General features: G+C 71.5%; 8 protein-coding genes. 5 read left to right on the plus strand and 3 right to left on the minus strand.

All coding sequences use genetic code 11. The features are described from left to right. Positions 1 to 26: 26 nt before the first annotated feature. Both ABZ833_RS07090 and ABZ833_RS07095 read left to right on the plus strand, forming a co-directional pair. Entirely contained in the window at positions 27 to 11,339 is an 11,313-nt protein-coding gene (locus ABZ833_RS07090; protein WP_361042208.1) for a type I polyketide synthase, read from the plus strand. Positions 11,340 to 11,433: 94 nt separating this feature from the next. After that, a complete protein-coding gene (locus tag ABZ833_RS07095; RefSeq protein WP_361042211.1) occupies positions 11,434 to 12,204 on the plus strand; it encodes an alpha/beta fold hydrolase in 771 nt (256 codons plus the stop codon). 68 nt (positions 12,205 to 12,272) lie between these two features. Here ABZ833_RS07095 and ABZ833_RS07100 read toward each other — a convergent pair whose 3' ends face one another. Beyond that, the gene (locus ABZ833_RS07100) at positions 12,273 to 12,929 is read right to left on the minus strand and encodes a response regulator transcription factor (protein ID WP_361042213.1); all 657 of its coding nucleotides are present in this window, start codon (positions 12,927 to 12,929) and stop codon (positions 12,273 to 12,275) included. Between the two features lie 255 nt (positions 12,930 to 13,184). Between ABZ833_RS07100 and ABZ833_RS07105 the strand changes: the two genes are divergently transcribed. Continuing rightward, the gene (locus ABZ833_RS07105; protein ID WP_361042216.1) at positions 13,185 to 13,832 is read left to right on the plus strand and encodes a class I SAM-dependent methyltransferase; all 648 of its coding nucleotides are present in this window, start codon (positions 13,185 to 13,187) and stop codon (positions 13,830 to 13,832) included. 285 nt (positions 13,833 to 14,117) lie between these two features. Here ABZ833_RS07105 and ABZ833_RS07110 read toward each other — a convergent pair whose 3' ends face one another. Then, positions 14,118 to 15,620 carry a long-chain fatty acid--CoA ligase gene (locus ABZ833_RS07110; protein ID WP_361042218.1) on the minus strand — a complete coding sequence of 501 codons (1,503 nt, stop codon included), beginning with the start codon at positions 15,618 to 15,620 and terminating at the stop codon, positions 14,118 to 14,120. Next, positions 15,571 to 16,620: a TauD/TfdA family dioxygenase gene (locus ABZ833_RS07115; protein WP_361042221.1), complete on the minus strand. Its 1,050-nt coding sequence runs from the start codon at positions 16,618 to 16,620 to the stop codon at positions 15,571 to 15,573. The genes ABZ833_RS07110 and ABZ833_RS07115 overlap by 50 nt, the downstream gene beginning before the upstream one ends. A 283-nt stretch (positions 16,621 to 16,903) precedes the next feature. On the opposite strand from ABZ833_RS07115, the gene ABZ833_RS07120 reads away from it, so the two are divergent. Beyond that, positions 16,904 to 17,923 (plus strand): AraC family transcriptional regulator, encoded by a 1,020-nt coding sequence (locus ABZ833_RS07120; RefSeq protein WP_361042223.1) that lies wholly within the window; start codon positions 16,904 to 16,906, stop codon positions 17,921 to 17,923. Positions 17,924 to 18,093: 170 nt separating this feature from the next. Beyond that, the gene (locus ABZ833_RS07125; protein ID WP_361042225.1) at positions 18,094 to 19,152 is read left to right on the plus strand and encodes a 3-keto-5-aminohexanoate cleavage protein; all 1,059 of its coding nucleotides are present in this window, start codon (positions 18,094 to 18,096) and stop codon (positions 19,150 to 19,152) included. The last annotated feature ends 32 nt before the right edge of the window (positions 19,153 to 19,184 follow it).

Below are 19,184 nucleotides of genomic sequence, written 5' to 3' on the forward strand. Positions count from 1 at the left end.
ACGAACACTGCCTGGAGTTGAGAACGATGGACAACGAGGACAAGCTCCGCTATTTCCTGAAGCGGGTCACCGCGGACCTGCGTGACACGCGCAGGCGCCTGCGCGAGGTCGAGGAGGGCGAGCAGGAGCCGGTGGCGATCATCGGCATGAGCTGCCGCTACCCCGGCGACGTACGCTCCCCCGAGGACCTGTGGGAGCTGGTCGCGAACGGCCGCGACGGCGTGACGGCGTTCCCGGACGACCGGGGCTGGGGCGAGGTCGAACTGTCCGACCCCGAGGACCCCGACCGCGCGTTCCGCACCGAAGGCGGATTCCTGCACGACGCGGCCGAGTTCGACCCCGGCGTGTTCGGGATATCGCCGCGCGAGGCCCTTGCGATGGACCCGCAGCAGCGGTTACTCCTGGAGACCTCCTGGGAGGCGTTCGAGCGGGCCGGGATCGACGCGTCGTCGCTGCGCGGCAGCAGGACGGGCGTGTTCGCCGGAGTGATGTACCACGACTACACGTCGCGTCTGCGGTCGGTGCCGGAGGGAGTGGAGGGCTTCCTCGGCACCGGCAGCTTCGGCAGCGTCGCCTCCGGCCGCGTGTCCTACACGTTCGCCCTTGAGGGGCCCGCCGTCACGGTGGACACCGCCTGCTCGTCCTCCCTGGTCACCCTGCACCTGGCGGCCCAGGCACTGCGCTCCGGCGAGTGCAGGCTCGCCCTCGCGGGCGGTGTCACCGTGATGGCGACACCGGACACGTTCATCGGCTTCAGCAAGCAGCGCGGCCTCGCCGCGGACGGCCGGTGCAAGTCCTTCTCCGAGGACGCCGACGGCACCGGCTGGGGTGAGGGCGCGGGCATGCTGCTCCTGGAGCGTCTTTCCGACGCCCGGCGCAACGGCCACACCGTCCTTGGGGTCGTGCGCGGTTCGGCGGTCAACCAGGACGGCGCGTCCAACGGCCTCACCGCGCCCAACGGCCCGTCGCAGCAGCGCGTGATCCGGCAGGCGCTCGACAGTGCCGGACTGACCGCCGGCCAGGTCGACGCGGTCGAGGCGCACGGCACCGGCACCACGCTCGGCGACCCGATCGAGGCCCAGGCGCTCCTCGCGACCTATGGCCAGGACCGCATCGCCGACCGGCCGTTGTGGCTCGGTTCGGTGAAGTCCAACATCGGCCACACCCAGGCCGCCGCGGGCGTCGCGGGCGTGATCAAGACGGTCATGGCGATGCGGCACGGCGTACTGCCGCCGACCCTGCACGTCGGCGAGCGCTCCCGGCACGTCGACTGGTCGGCGGGCGCCGTGGAACTCCTGACCGAGGCGCGGCCGTGGCCGGAGACGGGGCAGCCGCGCAGGACAGCGGTGTCGTCCTTCGGCATCAGCGGAACCAACGCCCACGTCGTCCTCGAACAGGCCCCGGCCGATGACCCCGACGACGAGCCGGGGGAGCCCGCAGCCCCCGTCGACCCCGTCCTCGCCGACGCCGTGCCGTGGGTCCTTTCCGGCAACGACCCCGCGGCCCTGCGCGAGCGCGCCGCCGCCCTCGTGTCCCACCTGGACGGCCGGGACGAGACACCGGTGGACGTCGGCTACTCGCTCGCCCTGAGCAGGACCGCCCTCGAGCACCGCGCCGCCGTCGTCGGCGCGGACCGCGCGGAACTGCTGCGCGGCCTGGAGGCCCTGGCCGCAGGCGGCGAGGCACCGAACCTGGTGCGCGGCACGGTCGGTATGCGCGGCAAGCTCGCATTCCTGTTCAGCGGACAGGGCAGCCAGCGGGTGGGCATGGGCCGCGAGCTGTACGGGGAGTTCCCCGTGTTCGCGCAGGCCCTCGACGAGGTCTGCGCGGGCCTGGACCCGCACCTGGACCGGCCGCTGCGGGACGTGGTCTTCGCCGAGCCCGGCACCGAGACCGCCGCCCTGCTCGACCAGACCACCTACACGCAGCCCGCGCTGTTCGCGATCGAGGTGGCGCTGTTCCGCCTCGTCACCGCGTGGGGTCTCACCCCGCAGTTCCTCGCGGGCCACTCGATCGGAGAAATCGCGGCGGCGCACGTGTCGGGCGTGTTCTCCCTCGCCGACGCGTGCACGCTCGTCGCCGCCCGCGGCAGGCTGATGGGCGCTCTGCCCGAGGGCGGGGTGATGCTGTCGCTGCGCGCGGACGAGGACACCGTCCGCCGCCTCGTCGCCGAGCACGGCGGCACGGTGGACGTCGCGGCGGTCAACGGCCCCGAGTCCACGGTGATCGCGGGTGACGCCGACGCCGTGGCCGCGATCGACGCCGCATGGCGGGAGCGCGGCGGCAAGACCCGCTACCTGCGGGTCAGTCACGCGTTCCACTCGCCGCACGTGGACGCCGTACTCGACGACTTCCGCGCCGTCGCCCGGACCATCACGTACGGAACTCCGGCGATCCCGGTGGTGTCCACCCTGACCGGCGCCGTCCTGACCCCGTCACAGGCACGCGACCCGGAGCACTGGGTGCGCCACGTGCGCGAGGCGGTGCGGTTCCTCGACGGCGTGCGGTGCCTGGGCGAGCAGGGAGTCACCAACTTCCTGGAGCTGGGCCCCGACGCGGTCCTGACCGCGGCGGGCCGCGACTGCGCCGACGAGGGCGCGCTCCTTGTCGCGGGGGCACGTGCGAACCGGCCCGAGGGCGCCACGCTCACCTCGGCGGTCGCGGCACTGCACGTGCGGGGTGTCGCCCTCGACTGGCAGGCGGTGTTCGCGGGCCGCGGCGCCCGGCGCACCGAACTGCCCACGTACCCCTTCCAGCGCTCCAGGTACTGGCTGGACGTCGGCGCCCACATAGGAGACGTGACCTCGGTGGGCCTGCGGCCCGCCGACCACCCGCTCCTCGGCGCGGCGGTTACCCTGGCCGACGAGGAGGGCGCCCTGCTCACGGGCAGGCTCTCCCTGGCCACCCACCCGTGGCTGGCCGACCACACCGTCGGTGGCGTGGTCCTCGTACCCGGCGCGGCACTGGTGGAGCTGGCGATCAGGGCGGGCGACCAGGTCGGGCTCGACCACGTGGAGGAGCTGACGCTGGCGGCGCCGCTGGTCCTGCCGGTGGACGGCGCGGTACGGCTCCAGGTGTCCGTCGGGGCCCCGGACGAGTCGGGGCGCCGCGCGCTGAGCGTCTACTCACGGGCCGACGACGCGCCCGACGACGAGCCATGGACGCGGCACGCCTTCGGCACGCTGGCGTCGGGAGCGGCGGCCCCGGCCGCCGACACCAGCACCTGGCCGCCCACCGGAGCCGAACGCATCGACATCGAGGGCCGCTACGACGACCTCGCCGCGTCCGGACTCGGCTACGGGCCCGCGTTCCGGGGCCTGCGCGCGGCGTGGCGGCAGGGCGACGAGGTGTTCGTGGAGCTGGAGCTGCCCGGCCAGGACGGCGCGGGCTCCTTCGGACTGCACCCCGCGCTGCTCGACTCCGCCCTGCACGCCATCGGCCTCGGCGGCTTCGTCACCGACACGGAGCGGCTGCACCTGCCGTACTCCTGGCGCGGTGTGCGACTGCACAGCAGCGGCGCGTCCGCGCTGCGGGGGCGGCTGTCCCCGGCGGGCGCATCGGGCGTCGCGATCGCCCTGACGGACGGCACGGGTGCCCCCGTCGCCTCGGTCGAGGAACTGTCGCTGCGGCCACTGTCGACGGACGGCCTCACCGGCGACCGCCTCGACTCGCTGTTCCGGGTCGACTGGACGCAGGTGAGGCCCGCCGACGCGCCCTCGTCCCGCTGGGCGGTCCTGGGGGACGAGGGCGACCTGGCCGCGCTGGCGGAGGACGAGGTGCCGGACCTCGTGTTCGCCCCCGTGGCCCCGGCAGCGACCCCTGCGGAGGCCACGTACCGGGCACTGGCCCTGGTACGTGCCTGGCTCGCCGACGACCGGTTCGGCTCGGCGCGACTGGTGTTCGTCACCGGCGGCGCGGTGGCGGCAGGCCACGACGAGGATGTCCTCGACCTGGACAACGCCCCGGTGTGGGGCCTCGTACGCGCGGCGCAGTCCGAGCACCCCGGCCGGTTCGTACTCGTCGACACCGACACCGACACCGACTGGTCGGCGGACGGGGCCCACGCTCTGTTGGGCGCCGTCGCGACAGGTGAGCCTCAACTGGCCCTGCGTGCCGGTGAATTGCTGGCGCCGAGGCTCGTGCGGGCCCGTCCCGCGAACGAGGACGGTCCGGGCTTCGGTGCCGGTCCGGTTCTTGTGACCGGTGCGAGCGGGATGCTGGGCGGCCTTGTGGCGCGGCATCTGGTCGTACGGCACGGGGTGCGACGCCTGGTCCTTGCGAGCAGGCGCGGTCAAGTTGGCGCACTGCATGATGAGTTGGTGGGCCTGGGTGCTGAGGTCACGGCCGTCGCCTGTGATGTGGCGGACCGGGACTCGGTGGCTGCGCTCCTCGCGGAGCACCCCGTGACGGCCGTCGTGCACGTGGCGGGTGTCCTGGACGACGGCGTGATCGAGTCGCTGACCCCGGAACGGATCGACACGGTGTTCCGGCCCAAGGTCGATGCCGCCCGGCACCTGCACGAGCTGACCCGTGACCTGGACCTGTCCGCGTTCGTGCTGTTCTCCTCCGCGGCCGGAACCTTCGGCAACGCAGGCCAGGCCAACTACTCCGCTGCCAACGCGTTCCTGGACGCGCTCGCCCAGCACCGGCGAGCGCAGGGCCTGCCCGCGACGTCGCTCGCGTGGGGCCTATGGGCGGACGCGAGCGGCATGACCGACGAGCTGGCCGAGACCGACCGCGGCCGCCTCGCACGGGCCGGTGTCGCCGGTCTTTCGGCGGAGGAGGGGCTGCGCCTCTTCGACGCCGCCCTCGCGCTGCCGTCGGCCGTGGCCGTACCCATGCGCCTCGACCTGGCCCCGCTGCGGGCCCGCCCCGAGGCCGTACCCGCCCTGCTCCGCGCGCTCGTGCGCACGGCGCGCCCCGAGGCCGCCAAGGCCGACGGGGGCCTGGCGGCGCGGATCTCCGCCCTGCCGCTGGAAGAGCGCCTCCCGGCCGTGCTCGACCTCGTACGCACCTGTGTCGCCGCCGTGCTCGGCCACGCGTCCGGCGCCGCGGTGGAGGCGGAGCGGGCCTTCGACGAGCTCGGGTTCGACTCGCTGACCGCGGTCGAGCTGCGCAACCGGCTCGACGCGGCCACCGGCCTTCGCCTGCCCGCCACGCTGGTCTTCGACTACCCGACGCCTCTGGCCCTCGCCAAGCACCTGCGCGCCACGCTGCTCGGCGACGACGAGACGCGGACGGCGACCGTCCGCACGGCCGCCGCCGACGACGAGCCGATCGCCATCGTCGGCATGAGCTGCCGCTACCCCGGCGGAGTGCGCTCGTCGGAGGACCTGTGGCGACTTGTCGCCGAGGGCCGTGACGCCGTGTCCGACTTCCCCGACAACCGGGGCTGGGACGTCGAGGCGCTCTACGACCCCGACCCCGAGAACACCGGCACCAGTACCGTCAGGTCGGGCGGTTTCCTGCACGACGCCGCTGAGTTCGACCCCGCGTTCTTCGGCATGTCGCCGCGCGAGGCCCTCGCGGTCGACCCGCAGCAGCGACTGCTCCTCGAGACCTCCTGGGAGGCGTTCGAGCGGGCCGGCATCGACCCCAAGTCGCTGCGGGGCAGCGCGACCGGCGTGTTCGCGGGCGTGATGTACAACGACTACGCCGCCCGGCTCGGCCGCTCTCCGGAAGGCTTCGAGGGCCAGCTCGGCGTCGGCAGCTCGGGCAGCGTCGCGTCCGGCCGCGTGTCCTACGTCTTCGGTCTCGAAGGCCCCGCGGTGACCGTGGACACGGCGTGCTCGTCGTCGCTGGTGGCGATGCACCTGGCGGCCCAGGCGCTGCGCTCCGGTGAGTGCACGCTGGCCCTCGCGGGCGGCGTGACGGTGATGGCGAGCCCGGCGACCTTCGTGGAGTTCAGCAGGCAGCGCGGCCTTGCTCCGGACGGGCGCTGCAAGGCGTTCTCCGAGAGTGCCGACGGCACCGGCTGGGGCGAGGGCATCGGCATGCTGGTGCTCGAGCGGCTTTCGGACGCCCGGCGCAACGGCCACCGCGTCCTCGCGGTCGTGCGGGGTTCCGCGGTGAACCAGGACGGCGCGTCCAACGGCCTCACCGCTCCGAACGGCCCCTCACAACAGCGCGTCATCCGCCAGGCCCTGGCGAACGCGGGCCTGACCCCGTCCGACGTGGACGCGGTCGAGGCGCACGGCACCGGCACCACCCTGGGCGACCCGATCGAGGCCCAGGCCCTCCTCGCCACCTACGGCCAGGACCGTGCCGGAGAGCCCCTGTGGCTCGGGTCGCTGAAGTCCAACATCGGCCACACGCAGGCGGCTGCCGGTGTCGGTGGCGTCATCAAGATGGTGATGGCGCTGCGCCACGCCGAACTGCCGAAGTCGCTGCACGTCAACGAACGCTCCCCGCACGTGGACTGGTCGGCGGGCGAGGTCGACGTACTCACGGAGACCCGCCCGTGGCCGGCCGTCGGCCGACCGCGCAGGGCCGGTGTGTCGTCGTTCGGCGTGAGCGGGACGAACGCACACACCATCCTGGAACAGGCCCCGGAGCCGGAGGAGTTGACTCCGGACGTGACGACGCCCGACGAGATCCCGGCCGCTTCCGCGTCGGCGTCCGTCCCGGTCCCGCTGGTGTTCTCCGCGCGTACGGAAGCTGCCCTGCGCGCCCATGCCGCCCAACTCGCCACTGCGGTGGAGGGTTCGGCGCTGGTGGATGTGGCGGATGCCTTGCTGTCGCGCGCGGTGTTCGATCACCGGGCGGTGGTGGTCTCGGGCGGTTCCGACGCGTTGGCGGCGGTGGCCGGTGGTTCTGAGTCCGCTCGTGTGGCGGTCGGTGTGGCGCGGAGTGCGGGCAAGGTGGCGTTCGTCTTCCCGGGTCAGGGTTCGCAGTGGCTGGGGATGGGTGCGGAGTTGGCGGAGTCCTCGCCGGTGTTCCGCGCTTCCCTCGACGCGTGTGCTGATGCGCTTGCTCCGTATGTGGACTGGTCGTTGCATGAGGTGCTGGCTGATGGCGCCGAGTTGGAGCGGGTGGACGTTGTTCAGCCCGCGTTGTTCGCGGTGATGGTGTCGTTGGCCGCGTTGTGGCGTTCGTACGGTGTGGAGCCGGACGCGGTGGTGGGGCACAGTCAGGGTGAGATCGCCGCCGCGCATGTGGCGGGGGCGCTGTCGCTGGCGGATGCGGCCAAGGTGGTCGCGTTGCGCAGCAAGGCGATCCTGGCGCTTTCGGGTCAGGGTGGCATGGTGTCCCTCGCGGTGACGGCCGATGCCGCGCGGGAGCGGATCGCGCGGTGGGACGGACGGATCTCGCTCGCTGCTGTGAATGGCCCGGGTTCGGTGGTGGTGGCGGGTGACGCCGACGCACTGGACGAGTTGATGGAGTCCTGTGCCGCAGACGAGGTGCGTGCCCGTCGGGTGCCCGTGGACTACGCGTCGCACTCGCCGCACGTGGAGCGTATTCAGGAGGCGTTGGCGGGCGTGCTGGTCGGGGTCGAGCCGGTGCCCGCGAGTGTGCCGATGCTGTCCACGGTGACGGGGGAGTGGCTGACCGGGACCGAGGTCGGCGCCGAGTACTGGTATCAGAACCTGCGGAACACCGTCCGGTTCGAGGACGCGACCCGCGGTCTGCTCGACCACGGGGTCGGCGTCTTCGTCGAGTGCAGCCCGCACCCCGTCCTCACCATCGGCGTGTCCGAGACGGTGGAGGCAACCGGTGGCGACGCCGTCATGGTGGGCACGCTGCGCCGGGACGAGGGCGGCCTCGACCGGTTCCTGCTCTCCGCCGCCGAGGCGTACGTAGGGGGCCTGCCGTTCGACTGGCGTGCTGTGGTGCCTGTGGGGCGGCCTGTCGACCTGCCCACCTACCCCTTCCAGCGCAAGCACTACTGGCTTGACGTCCCCCGTGACCTGCGCTTCGTCGAAGCGGCCGGTGGTCTTGGCCTCGCGGACGCCGACCACCCGCTGCTCGGCGCCGCGGTGGAACTCGCCGACGAGCAGGGCCTGGTGTGCACCGGCAGGCTCGGCACGGACACCCACCCGTGGCTCGCCGACCACGCCGTCGCACGGACGACGCTCCTGCCCGGCACCGCCTTCGCGGAGATCGCGCTCGCGGCGGGCGGCAGGCTCGGCCTGGACGAGGTGGAGGAACTGGCGCTTGCCGCACCGCTCGTGCTGCCCGAACGCGGCGGCGTGCGCCTGCGGGTGACGGTCGGCGGCGACGACGGCTCCGACCGGCGGGCGCTGAGCATCGACTCCTGCCCGGACGATCCGGCCGCCGACGCCGGAGCCGACTGGACCCGGCACGCCACCGGGTTCCTCACCACAGGAACCCCTGTCGAGCCGGCCACGGTCACGCAGTGGCCGCCCGTCGGAGCCGAGCCCGTCGACATCGATGGCCTCTACGACAGCCTGGAAGGGGCAGGCTTCGCCTATGGGCCCGCCTTCCAGGGCCTCAGGGCGGCATGGCGCGGCGAGGGCGCCGTGTACGCCGAGATCAGCCTTGACGAGGATCAGCACCGGGACGCCGCTTCGTTCGGCCTCCACCCGGCGCTGCTCGACGCCGCGCTGCACGCCTGCATGCTCGGCGGCCTCGTCGAAGACGCCGGTCGTCCCCGGCTCCCGTTCTCCTGGAGCGGGATCCGATGGCACGCGACCGGTGCCACAGCGGCGCGGGTACGGCTCACACCGGCCGGACCCGACGCCGTCTCCCTGGAACTGACCGACGTACAGGGGAACCCCCTGGCGACGGTCGCATCCCTGGTCCTGCGGCCGATCGCCGCCGACCAATGGGGTGCGCGCCACCGCGATTCACTGTTCCGGCTGGAGTGGGTGGCCGCACCGACCCGTGCGGCCACCCCCGCTCCAGCCCGCGGTTGCGCAGTCGTCGGCCCCGACGACCTGAAGGTCGGCGCGGGCCTCGCCGCGGCGGGCATCGCCGTCGAGGAGCACGAAAGCCTCACGGCGCTCGCCGAGGCCGGTGTGCCGGAGATCGTCGTCGTCCCGTGCGCGGAGGAGGACGCGGAGCCGGTTGCCGGGGCCCGCACCGCCGCCCTGCGCGCGCTGCGCCTTTCCCAGGAGTGGCTCGCCGACGACCGGTTCCTCGCATCGCGCCTCGTCTTCGTGACCCGCGGGGCCACCGCGACCGGACCCGACGAGGACGTGACCGACATCGCCGACGCGACGGTGTGGGGACTGATCCGGTCGGCGCAGTCCGAGAACCCCGACCGGTTCACCCTGGTCGACGTGGACGGGCACGACACCTCCTGGCCCGCGCTGCCCGCTGCCCTCGCGGCTGCGGAGCCGCAACTGGCTCTGCGCACAGGTGACGTGCTGGTGCCGCGGATCGCTCGCGTCAGGCCGTCCGATGCGGAGTCCGGAATCGAGTTCGCGCCCGGCGGCACCGTCCTGGTGACGGGCGCCACCGGCATGATCGGCGGCCTCGTCACCCGGCACCTCGTGGCCGAGCACGGGGTCCGGCATCTCGTCCTCGCCAGCCGCAGCGGCGCCGCCGCATCCGGCGCGGACGACCTCCGCACCGAACTGACCGGTCTGGGCGCGCACGTGACGCTCGCCGCCTGTGACGTCACCGACCCCGGCGCGCTGAAGGAACTCCTCGCCGCGGTGCCCGCGGACCATCCGCTGACCGGCGTGGTGCACTCGGCGGGCGTCCTGGACGACGGCACGATCACCTCGCTGACTCCGGATCAGGTCGACAGGGTGTTCCGGCCCAAGGTCGACGCGGCATGGCATCTGCACGAGCTGACCCGTGACCTGGACCTGTCCGCGTTCGTGCTGTTCTCCTCGGCGGCGGGCATCCTCGGAGGCCCCGGCCAGGGCAACTACGCGGCGGCCAACGCGTTCGTCGACGCGCTCACCCACCACCGCAGGGCCGCCGGACTCCCCGCGACGTCACTGGCATGGGGCCTGTGGGAGACGGCGAGCGCGATGACCGGCGACATGGCGGAGACCGACGTGGCGCGCCTTTCCCGCTCCGGTGTCGGGGGTCTCACCGAGGAGCAGGGCCTCGCGTTGTTCGACCTCGGATGCGCGGCGGACGACGCGGTCGTGGTGCCGATGCGGCTCGACATCGGCGCCTTGCGCGGCGGGCCCGACGAGGTGCCTCCGCTGCTGCGCGGCCTCGTGCGCCCGCGGTCCACGAAGGCGGCCGCCGCGAGCGAGGAGCCGCTGTCGCAGCGGCTCGCCGGTCTCACGGAGGAGGAGCAGGGGCGGGAACTCCTGCTGCTCGTCCGGGACCAGACGGCGGCCGTGCTCGGCTACGCGCCGGAGGAGCTCGACGTCTCCGGCGCCCTGACCCAGCTCGGCCTTGACTCCTTGACCGCGCTCCAACTGCGCAACCGGCTCGCCGGCGCGACCGGGCTCCGGCTGCCCACCACCGTCGTGTTCGACCAGCCGACAGGACCGGCGCTCGCGGGTTACCTCCGGCGCGAACTCGCATCGGGAGCCGGGCACGACGACGCCCCCGCCTCGACCGCGGCCCTGGCGGTGGAGGACACGCTCACCGGCCTGTACCGGCAGGCCTGCGACCTCGGCCTGTACGAGGAGGGATGGCAGATGGTGAACGCCGCCGCGCGAGTGCGGCCGGTGTTCGAGACGCCGGACGAGGTGCCCGCACTGCCGCCGGTCACGCTGGCGACCGGTCCTGGAACCCCGCTCCTTTGCCTCCCGCCGACGATGGCGCCGTCCGGCCCGCACTACTTCGGCCGCTTCGCCCCCGTGTTCGCGGGCGAGCGGGACGTGACCGTGCTGCCCAACCCCGGCTTCGCGGCGGGGGAGGCACTGCCCGCGACCAGGGAAGCGGTGGTGCGCTTCCAGGCCGAGGCCGTCAAGAGGCAGGCAGGCGAAGGGCCGTTCGTGCTCGTCGGCTACTCGTCGGGCGGCTGGCTGGCCAACGCGGTCGCCGCGCTGCTCGAACAGGAGGGCACCTCACCGGTGGCGGTGGTGCTCGTCGACACGTACACCGCGACGAATTCGTTCGAGGGCCGCCTCGAGGAGGCACTGCGGCAACGCGCGGCCACCAGTGAAGCGTTCGAGCTCATGTCCGGGGCGCAACTGACCGGACAGGGCGGCTACTTGCGCATCTTCGGGGACTGGGAACCCGAACCGATCGACACACCGACGCTGTACGTGCACGCCACCTTCCCGCCGGGGGAGTCGCAGGCACTGGAGACCGAGGACGACTGGCGTCCCCAGTGGCCCCTGCCGCACGAGGACGCCGACGTCCCCGGCGACCACTTCACGATCATGGACGACCACTCGGAGTCGACGGCACTCGCCGTACGGGCCTGGCTGGCCGACGACCGGGGCGCCAACTCCCGCTGAGCACTACCAAAGACCCACCATGGACAGCAGCACGCTGCGCACGACAACCACAGCAGAGCTGCGTACGACAACCACAGCAGAACGGACGATCAACATGACTGTTACCGACGGCAGTGACCTCTGGCTCCGCCGGTTCCACCCCGCACCGGAGGCCCCGGTCCGGCTGGTGTGTTTCCCGCACGCGGGCGGATCGGCGACCTTCTACTTCCCGGTCTCGGCCGCGCTCCAGAGCGACTGCGACGTGGTGGCCCTGCAGTACCCCGGCCGTCAGGACCGGCGGTCCGAGCCGAACGTGGACGACATAGGCGTGCTCGCCGACCGGATCGCGCCCGTGCTCGAGCCGCTGTTCGACCGGCCCGTCGTGCTCTTCGGGCACAGCATGGGCGCGATCCTCGCGTTCGAGGTCGCGCGCAGGCTGGAGGAGAAGGGCCACAAGCCCGCGATGCTGTTCGCCTCCGGCAGGCGCGCTCCGTCGACGCGGCGCGTGGAGAACGTCCATCAGCGGGACGACGACGGGATCGTGGCCGAGATGAAGGCCATGAGCGGCACCGACGCCCAGGTACTCGGTGACGAGGAACTGCTGCGGATGGTGCTGCCCTCGATCCGCAGCGACTACCGCGCCATCGAGACGTACGGCTCCGTGTCCGTGACCGCGACCGTCGCCTGCCCGATCACCGCCCTGATAGGCGACGCGGACCCGAAGTCGACGGTCCTGGAGGCCGACGCGTGGCGCTCCCACACGACCGCCGCGTTCGAGATCCACACGTTCCGCGGGGGCCACTTCTTCCTCAGCTCGCGCGCGGCGGAAGTGATCTCACTGACGCGTGAGGGGCTGCGCAGCGCTGTAGCCGTCGGCCAGGCGTAAGGGAGGCGGGGGTTGGACGAGGAGGTGGTCCAGCCCCCGTCGCGGCCGTACGCGACTGCGTGCGGATCTCAGATGTAGCCCGCGCGCACCGCGTAGGCCACCGCGTGGGTGCGGTTGCGCAGTTGGAGGCGGGAGGTCAGAGTCTGCAGGACGTTCTTCACCGTCCGTTCGGAATACGCGAGCTTGACCGCTATCTGCCCGGTGTCGAGACCTTCCGCCACCAGCTGGAGGACTTCGACCTCACGCGGAGTCATGCCCATCGTGGGGAGTCCGGCCGGACCTGGTGTGCTGCTGTTGAGCTGTCCCATGCGGGTGAGGAAGGTCCCCAATAAATCGGCCGGTAAGTCACCGTCACCTCGGTGGGCGGCGAGCACGGCCCGCAGCAGCCGCGCCGGCGTGGCCTCCCGTCGCCATACGATCGAGGTGACGCCACATCCGGCGACGTCCAACAGATCGGCCTCCCGCATCCGGTCCACCACAAGGACCGCCCGGACGCCCTTGACGCGGACGAGGGTGCGCAGGCTCAGCAGAGTTGTCTCGTCCACGGAGCAGGCGACGAGCAGGGCGACCTGGCCGCGGTCCTGCTGGGTGGTGTCCACCAACTCGATCTCCGCGTACTGGCGGAGCTGGCTGCGCACTCCGGCCCGGGAAATGGGGTCCGATGTGTGAACGGACAACAGCACCCGCTCAGTCGTAGGGACAATCTCGACGGTCTGCTGCTGCACGGGCTAGAGCTCCTTCTGCTTCCATGAAGGCCCAGGGGGTTCGAGCGCGGCAGACATGAGCGTGCACCGCTACCCCCTCGTCGACCAGATAATCAGCTACTGCGTGTGTGCCCTAGGAGGCTCAACGTGTTCCTGATCACCAGGTTCGTGCCCACCGCTCACGTCCTGCTGATGTTCCGCTGACGTCCGGTCCCGTACCAGCAGCCCCTGCCCCTCCCTCGTCCCGCCTGAGGGTCACCAACTACTGTCGGGAGCATGGTCGAACACGATGCCCTCACCGCAACCCGCGAGGCCTACGACGATGCCGCGCCCACCTATGCGGAGCTGTTCCGCGACTCACTGCGTGATAGCCCTCTGGACCGCGCGATCCTGGGTGCCTTCGCCGAGTCCGTGACGGCGAGTGGGCCCGGCGAGGTCGCGGACCTGGGCTGTGGCCCTGGTCATGTCACGGCTCATCTCGTCGAGTTGGGGCTGTCGGCGTTCGGTGTCGACGCCTCTGCGGCGATGATCGAGCTGGCTCGGCAGGCCTATCCGGGCCTGCGGTTCGAGGTGGGCTCGATGGCCGCGTTGAACATCGCCGACGGCGCGCTGGGCGGCGTACTCTCGCGTTGGTCCATCATCCACACACCGCCGCGGGAAGTCCCCGCCGTCCTGGCGGAGTTCCACCGCGTGCTGGCCCCCGGCGGCCACCTCCTGGTCGGCTTCTCGGGCAGCGAGGATCCGACGCACCCGACACAGGTCTTCGACCACGCGGTCGCACCGGCCTACAGGTGGTGGCCCGACCACCTCGCCGCGATGCTGCGGGAGTTGGGATTGGCGGAGGTGGCCAGGATGGTCCGCGAGCCTCAGCCCACCGACCGGCGGCAGTTCAAGGCGATTCAGCTGCTGGTCCGTAAGGATTAGGCGGGGCCCAGGCAGGGGCTGTCTGACCGAACGTATGAGCGCACCAGTGTCACATCGCGCTGTTGGTACCCGCGACGAACGTGTCGATCTGGTTCGGACCCCAGGACGCGGCCGCGGGTGCGCTGGTGAGCACGCCGTCGAGGCTTTGAAGCCGGGTCTGTCCGTCGAGTGCTGCCCGGTATGCCTGGCAGCAACACCTCACCAGCCACGCAGAGTGCTGGACGGCATACCGTCACGGCTTCCCAGACACCGCTCCGCACCTCACCCGGATCGTGCCCGTGTCCATCAGACAGGCGGGGCCATCAGCGGCCCGGCCGCGATCTCCCGTTTGAGGATCTTGCCGGTCGCCCCCTTCGGGAGTGCGTCGACGCAGCGCACGATCCGCGGGTACTTGTAGGCGGCCACGCGCTGTCGTACGTAGTCACGCAGCTCGTCCGCCGTGACGCGGGCCCCGGCCCTGAGCACCACGACAGCGGCGACCTCCTCACCGCGCGCCGGATCGGGCACCCCGACCACCGCGGCCTCCGCGACGTCCGGGTGCGCGTACAGGACCTCCTCGATCTCACGCGGATAGACGTTGTAGCCGCCCCGGATGACGAGGTCCTTTTTGCGGTCGACGACGTAGTAGTAGCCGTGCTCGTCTACCCGCGCCAGATCGCCGCTGAGGAACCAACCGTCCCGGAAGGCGTCCGCGGTTGCGTCCGGCCGGTTCCAGTACCCCTTCATCACGTTCTCGCCGCGGATCGCCAGCTCGCCGACCTCACCGTGGCCGACCACCGAACCGTCGTCCGCGACGAGCCGCAGCTCGACCCCGCGGACGGGAAGACCGATGGAACCGGGCCTGCGCGGTCGGTCCGGCGGATTGAAGCAGGCCACCGGCGACGTCTCCGAGAGGCCGTACCCCTCCAGGACGGTGACCCCCAGCTCCCGCTCCACGGCGTGCAGCAGTTCGACGGGCAGTGAGGCGCCGCCCGAGACGGCCAGGCGCAGTCGCGGCAGTTCCCGCTCGATTCCGTGGCGGAGCAGCGCGCCGTACATCGTGGGGACGCCCAGGAAGACGGTGACTTCGTCATGGCGCAGTGTCGCCAGTGCCTCGCCGGCGTCGAAGCGCGGCAGCAGGGACAAGCCTGCGCCCGCCGCCACGGCGGTGTTCAGGGCGCAGGTCTGGCCGAACGCGTGGAACAAGGGCAGACCACCGAAGAGGACATCGTCCGGGCCCGCACGCAGCAGCGTCCGCGCCGTCGTCAGAGCGTTGCTCACGAGGTTGCGGTGCGTCAGCTCCGCGCCCTTCGGAGTCCCCGTCGTGCCGGACGTGTAAAGGATCACCGCGGTGTCGTTGGCGGCGGCATCGGGTGTCCCGGCCAGAGGGGGGACCGTACAGAGCGACGCGGCGAACGTCGCGGGATCCGCGATCAGGCACTCCGCTCCGGCCAGGACCGCCGCGGCTTCGGCCTCTTCGGAGCAGGAGGGGGAGGTGACGAGCAGGCGGGCGCCGCAGTCGCGCAGCACGAACTCCATCTCGCCCGACTTCAACAGGGGATTCATCGGGACCACCACGCCACCGGCGCGCAGGGCGCCGTAGTACACGACGGGAAACTGGGCGACATTGGGCATGGCCACCGCGACCCGGTCACCCGCGCGCAGCCCCTTGGTCCGCAGCAGCGCGGCGAGTCGGCCGGTCAGGTCGTCCAGCTGGGCGTATGTGAGCCGGGTCGCGCCCTGCCGCACGGCGGTCCGGTCAGCGTGGTGTCGGACGGCTCGGGCCAGCAGTGCGGACAGGTCGGTCATGTGGATTCCTTCCCATGGAAGCGGTGGGAGTCGTTGGGGGTGCGGGAGTTGTGAGAGCCGCGGGTGTTGCGGGGGACTGCGGGGTGATCACGTCGCGCGGTGCGACCCCGCCGCGAGCTCCGTCGGGGTAGTGCGTATCGCCCCAGAAGTCCCTTGGCAGGTGACGCGGTTGGTGTGGAGTGAGCCACAACCGAAGTGCCCGCGCGCTCTGTTCGGTGCCCGGGACATCTGCGAATCCTGTGTGGGCATGCAGGACCGCGTGATTGTTGACGAGGAGCAGGTCTCCTGGGCAGAGGGCGACGTCGAGACGGAGGTCCGGGCAGGCCGCGGATCTGTCGATGAGGTCGAACAGCTCCACGTCCTCCGGACTCAGGCGCGGCACTCCGGGCAGGCGCCGGGCTGATTCCAGGCGGCGACGGTCGTAGCGCAGGCTGAGCCTTCCCCCGGCACGGTGCACGAGCGGCACCGCATGCCAGGGGAGCTGCCCGGGAGACTGTTCTCCGCGACGGTCGAGGTAATGCGTGCGATAGAGGCCGTCGATCAACTCGGGCCTACGGGCAAGGACCGTGTTGTGGACCGCCGCCGAACTGGCCAGTCGCATGTGCCCCGCGGTACGGGATGTGCGCAGGCACAGCAGAGCGAGCGTGTCGGCATCGTCGGTGCGCAACGGCCGGGCCGCCGAGGCCGCTGGCCCGTCGTGCGTCAGGTGGCCGAGCATGTGCCCCGTCGCGTTCTGCGACACCGGGATGCCGAGGTGTCGGCCCAGTCCCCAGAGGAGAACGGCGGCTGCCGCGGGGTCGTACCGCTCGACCGGTACGCGACGTACCAGGACGAATCCCCGGCCCGACTCCAGCTCAGCTGCCGCGCGGGCGAGATCGGCCGTCAGCGACGGCAGGGGGAAGCTGTCGGCTGTCACCTTCAGCAACGGCGTGCCCCGTGCGCGCACCGACTGCACGGCCGCGTCGACTTCGTCGAGCTGCGCCGGTCCGAGACGCAGCACCCAGGCACGGGACCTGGCGAGGTCCCGGCCCCGCCACACGGCCGGTCCGGTGCAGGGGCGCCGCCGATTCTCTGCTGAATTCCCACGCATCAGGTCGCTCCTCTCTTTGTCTGTGATCTACGCGGCAGCCGCTCTCAACGGGCCGGGGATTTGCCAGGGTGACGCCCGCGGGATCTCCGTGAAGGCTCAGCGGTGGTGACACGCTAGGTCACGGCCCGACGGATCGCTTGACCTGACGGGACAGGTGGCTTATCAGTGTGGGACAGACCCTGGGAGTGCGCCGATGAAGCCGCTGGTCCGCAATGCAGCTCTGAGCAGCTACGTAGAGCTCAGTCAGTCCCTCGGCATCGACCCGCGCGGTCTGATGAAGAGCGTGGGTCTCGATCCTGTCGGGCTCGCCGTTCAGGACCGGTGGATTCCCGGCGCCGCCGTGACCGAGCTCCTGGAACTCTCCGCCACGGCCGCGCGCCGTGAGGAGTTCGGCGTGCTCCTGGCCGAGCGCCGCCGCTTCTCGAACCTCGGGCCCATCAGCCTCGTCCTGCGCGAGGAGCCCGATGTGCGCAGCGCCATCGCGCTCCTGGTGCGCCATGAGCACATGGTCAACGAGATGCTGCACAGCCGGCTCACCGAGGCGAACGGGTTCGCCACTGTGAAGGTGAGCCTGGAGCTGGGGGAGGCGCGTGAGACCCGGCAGGCCGTCGAGCTGGCCGTCGGTACATTCCACGGTTTTCTGCGGGTTTTCCTCGGCGCCCGATGGCAGCCGGTGTCCGTGTGCTTCACCCACGGCGCGCCCCGCGACATCGCCGCGCACCGGCGCCACTTCGGGCCCGTGGTGGAATTCGACCGGGACTTCAACGGCATCGTCTTCTACGCCGCCGAACTCGACACCCCCAACACGATGTCGGACCCTCTGCTGCGCGGCTACGCCCGCCGGTACTTCGAGTCCCTCGCGGTGGCCGAGGACGCCACCGAACGGGACCGGGTACGTGAGCTGATCGAGGTGCTGCTGCCCACCGGACGCTGCTCGATCGAACAGGTCGCGGGCAGCCTCGGCGTCGACCGCAGGACCGTCCACCGGCATCTGGCCGCGTCCGGCGAAACGTTCTCCTCGCTCGTCAACGCCACACGCACCCAGCTCGCCGAGCAACTGGTGGCGAACCCGCGCCGCTCCCTGACGGAGATCTCCGGACTCCTCGGCTTCTCCGCACCGAGTGCCTTCTCCCGCTGGTTCCGCGACCAGTTCGGCACCAGCGCACGCGAATGGCGCCTGAGGCGGTCCGCTGAGGGGCCTGTCCCCAACTGACAAGTCTCCTGTCACCTCGCGTAAAGCGCGTCACGTAACCAGCTCCTAACGTGGCCGTACCGCAAGGGACATCGCGGATTCATCCGCCAACGCCCTTGTGAATGCCCTGAGTTGGGCCGGTGTGGCTGTCTGGCCTGCCGCCCGACGCTTCGCGTACCAGGAGATGACCCATGCACTTTCTCGACGACTCCCTGCTGCCCGAGAACCAGGAGAAGCTGGTGATCCAGGCCGCGCCCTACGGCCCGGAATGGCTCCCCGGCGACGCCGACGACCTGCCCCTGACCATGGACGAGCACGTTCAGGCGGCGGTCGACTGCCACAACGCGGGGGCCACCGTGCTCCACATCCACGTACGCGAACTGGACGGCCACGGCTCCAAGCGGATGTCGATGTTCAACGAACTGATCGGCCGGCTGCGCGAAGCCGTCCCGGACATGGTCCTGCAGATCGGTGGCTCCATCTCGTTCGCCCCCGAGGACGAGGGCTCCGAGGCGAAGTGGCTCAGCTACGACACCCGCCACCTCCTTGCCGAACTCAGCCCGCGCCCCGACCAGGTGACCATCGCCATCAACACCAGCCAGATGAACATCGTCGAGATCATGGCGGACGACGACCTGGCCGGCACCTCCATCGCCAAGCCCGACTACTACCAGGCCTACCGCGACATGGTCGTCGAGGCAGGCCCGGACTTCTACCTCGAACACCTCAAGCGGCTGCACGCCCATGACATCCAGCCGCACTTCCAGCTCGCCACCCTGGCGCAGCTGGAGACGGTCGAGCGCCTCATCCGCAGCGGCGTGTACACCGGCCCGCTCGTCCTCAACTACGTGGCGATCGGCGGCGGGTTCGCCGGACGCCACCCGGCCGACCTGATCGAGTTCGTCCGCCGCGTTCCCGACGGAGCCGTCCTCACCATCGAGTCGTCGATGCGCGCCGTCGCCCCGATGAACGCCATCGCCATCGCCCTCGGCGTTCACGTACGCGTCGGCAACGAGGACAACCTGTGGGCCCGCAAGGGCGAGCCCATGAGCTCCGTACGGCAGGTCGAGCAGATGGTGGCCCTCGCCGACACCCTCGGCCGGGACGTCGCGAGCGGCGCCGAGGCCAAGGAGATCTACCACATCGGCGAGTACTACACGGACACCGACCAGACCCTCGCCCGGCTCGGCATGGTGCCCAACCGGCGTCCGGGACAGCGCGGCTTCATGCTGCGCGACACCGCCCGCTGATCCTCCGCACTCCGCTGATCCTCCGCACTCCG

Origin of the sequence: Streptomyces sp. NPDC047525 (assembly GCF_040643025.1) — a bacterium.
GTDB classification, from domain to species: domain Bacteria; phylum Actinomycetota; class Actinomycetes; order Streptomycetales; family Streptomycetaceae; genus Streptomyces; species Streptomyces durmitorensis.

Coding starts and splice junctions, on each gene's coding strand:
- ABZ833_RS07090 (WP_361042208.1), top strand. CDS start 27: ATGGACAACGAGGACAAGCTCCGCTATTTCCTGAAGCGGGTCACCGCG.
- ABZ833_RS07095 (WP_361042211.1), top strand. CDS start 11,434: ATGACTGTTACCGACGGCAGTGACCTCTGGCTCCGCCGGTTCCACCCC.
- ABZ833_RS07105 (WP_361042216.1), top strand. CDS start 13,185: ATGGTCGAACACGATGCCCTCACCGCAACCCGCGAGGCCTACGACGAT.
- ABZ833_RS07110 (WP_361042218.1), bottom strand. CDS start 15,620: ATGACCGACCTGTCCGCACTGCTGGCCCGAGCCGTCCGACACCACGCT.
- ABZ833_RS07120 (WP_361042223.1), top strand. CDS start 16,904: ATGAAGCCGCTGGTCCGCAATGCAGCTCTGAGCAGCTACGTAGAGCTC.
- ABZ833_RS07125 (WP_361042225.1), top strand. CDS start 18,094: ATGCACTTTCTCGACGACTCCCTGCTGCCCGAGAACCAGGAGAAGCTG.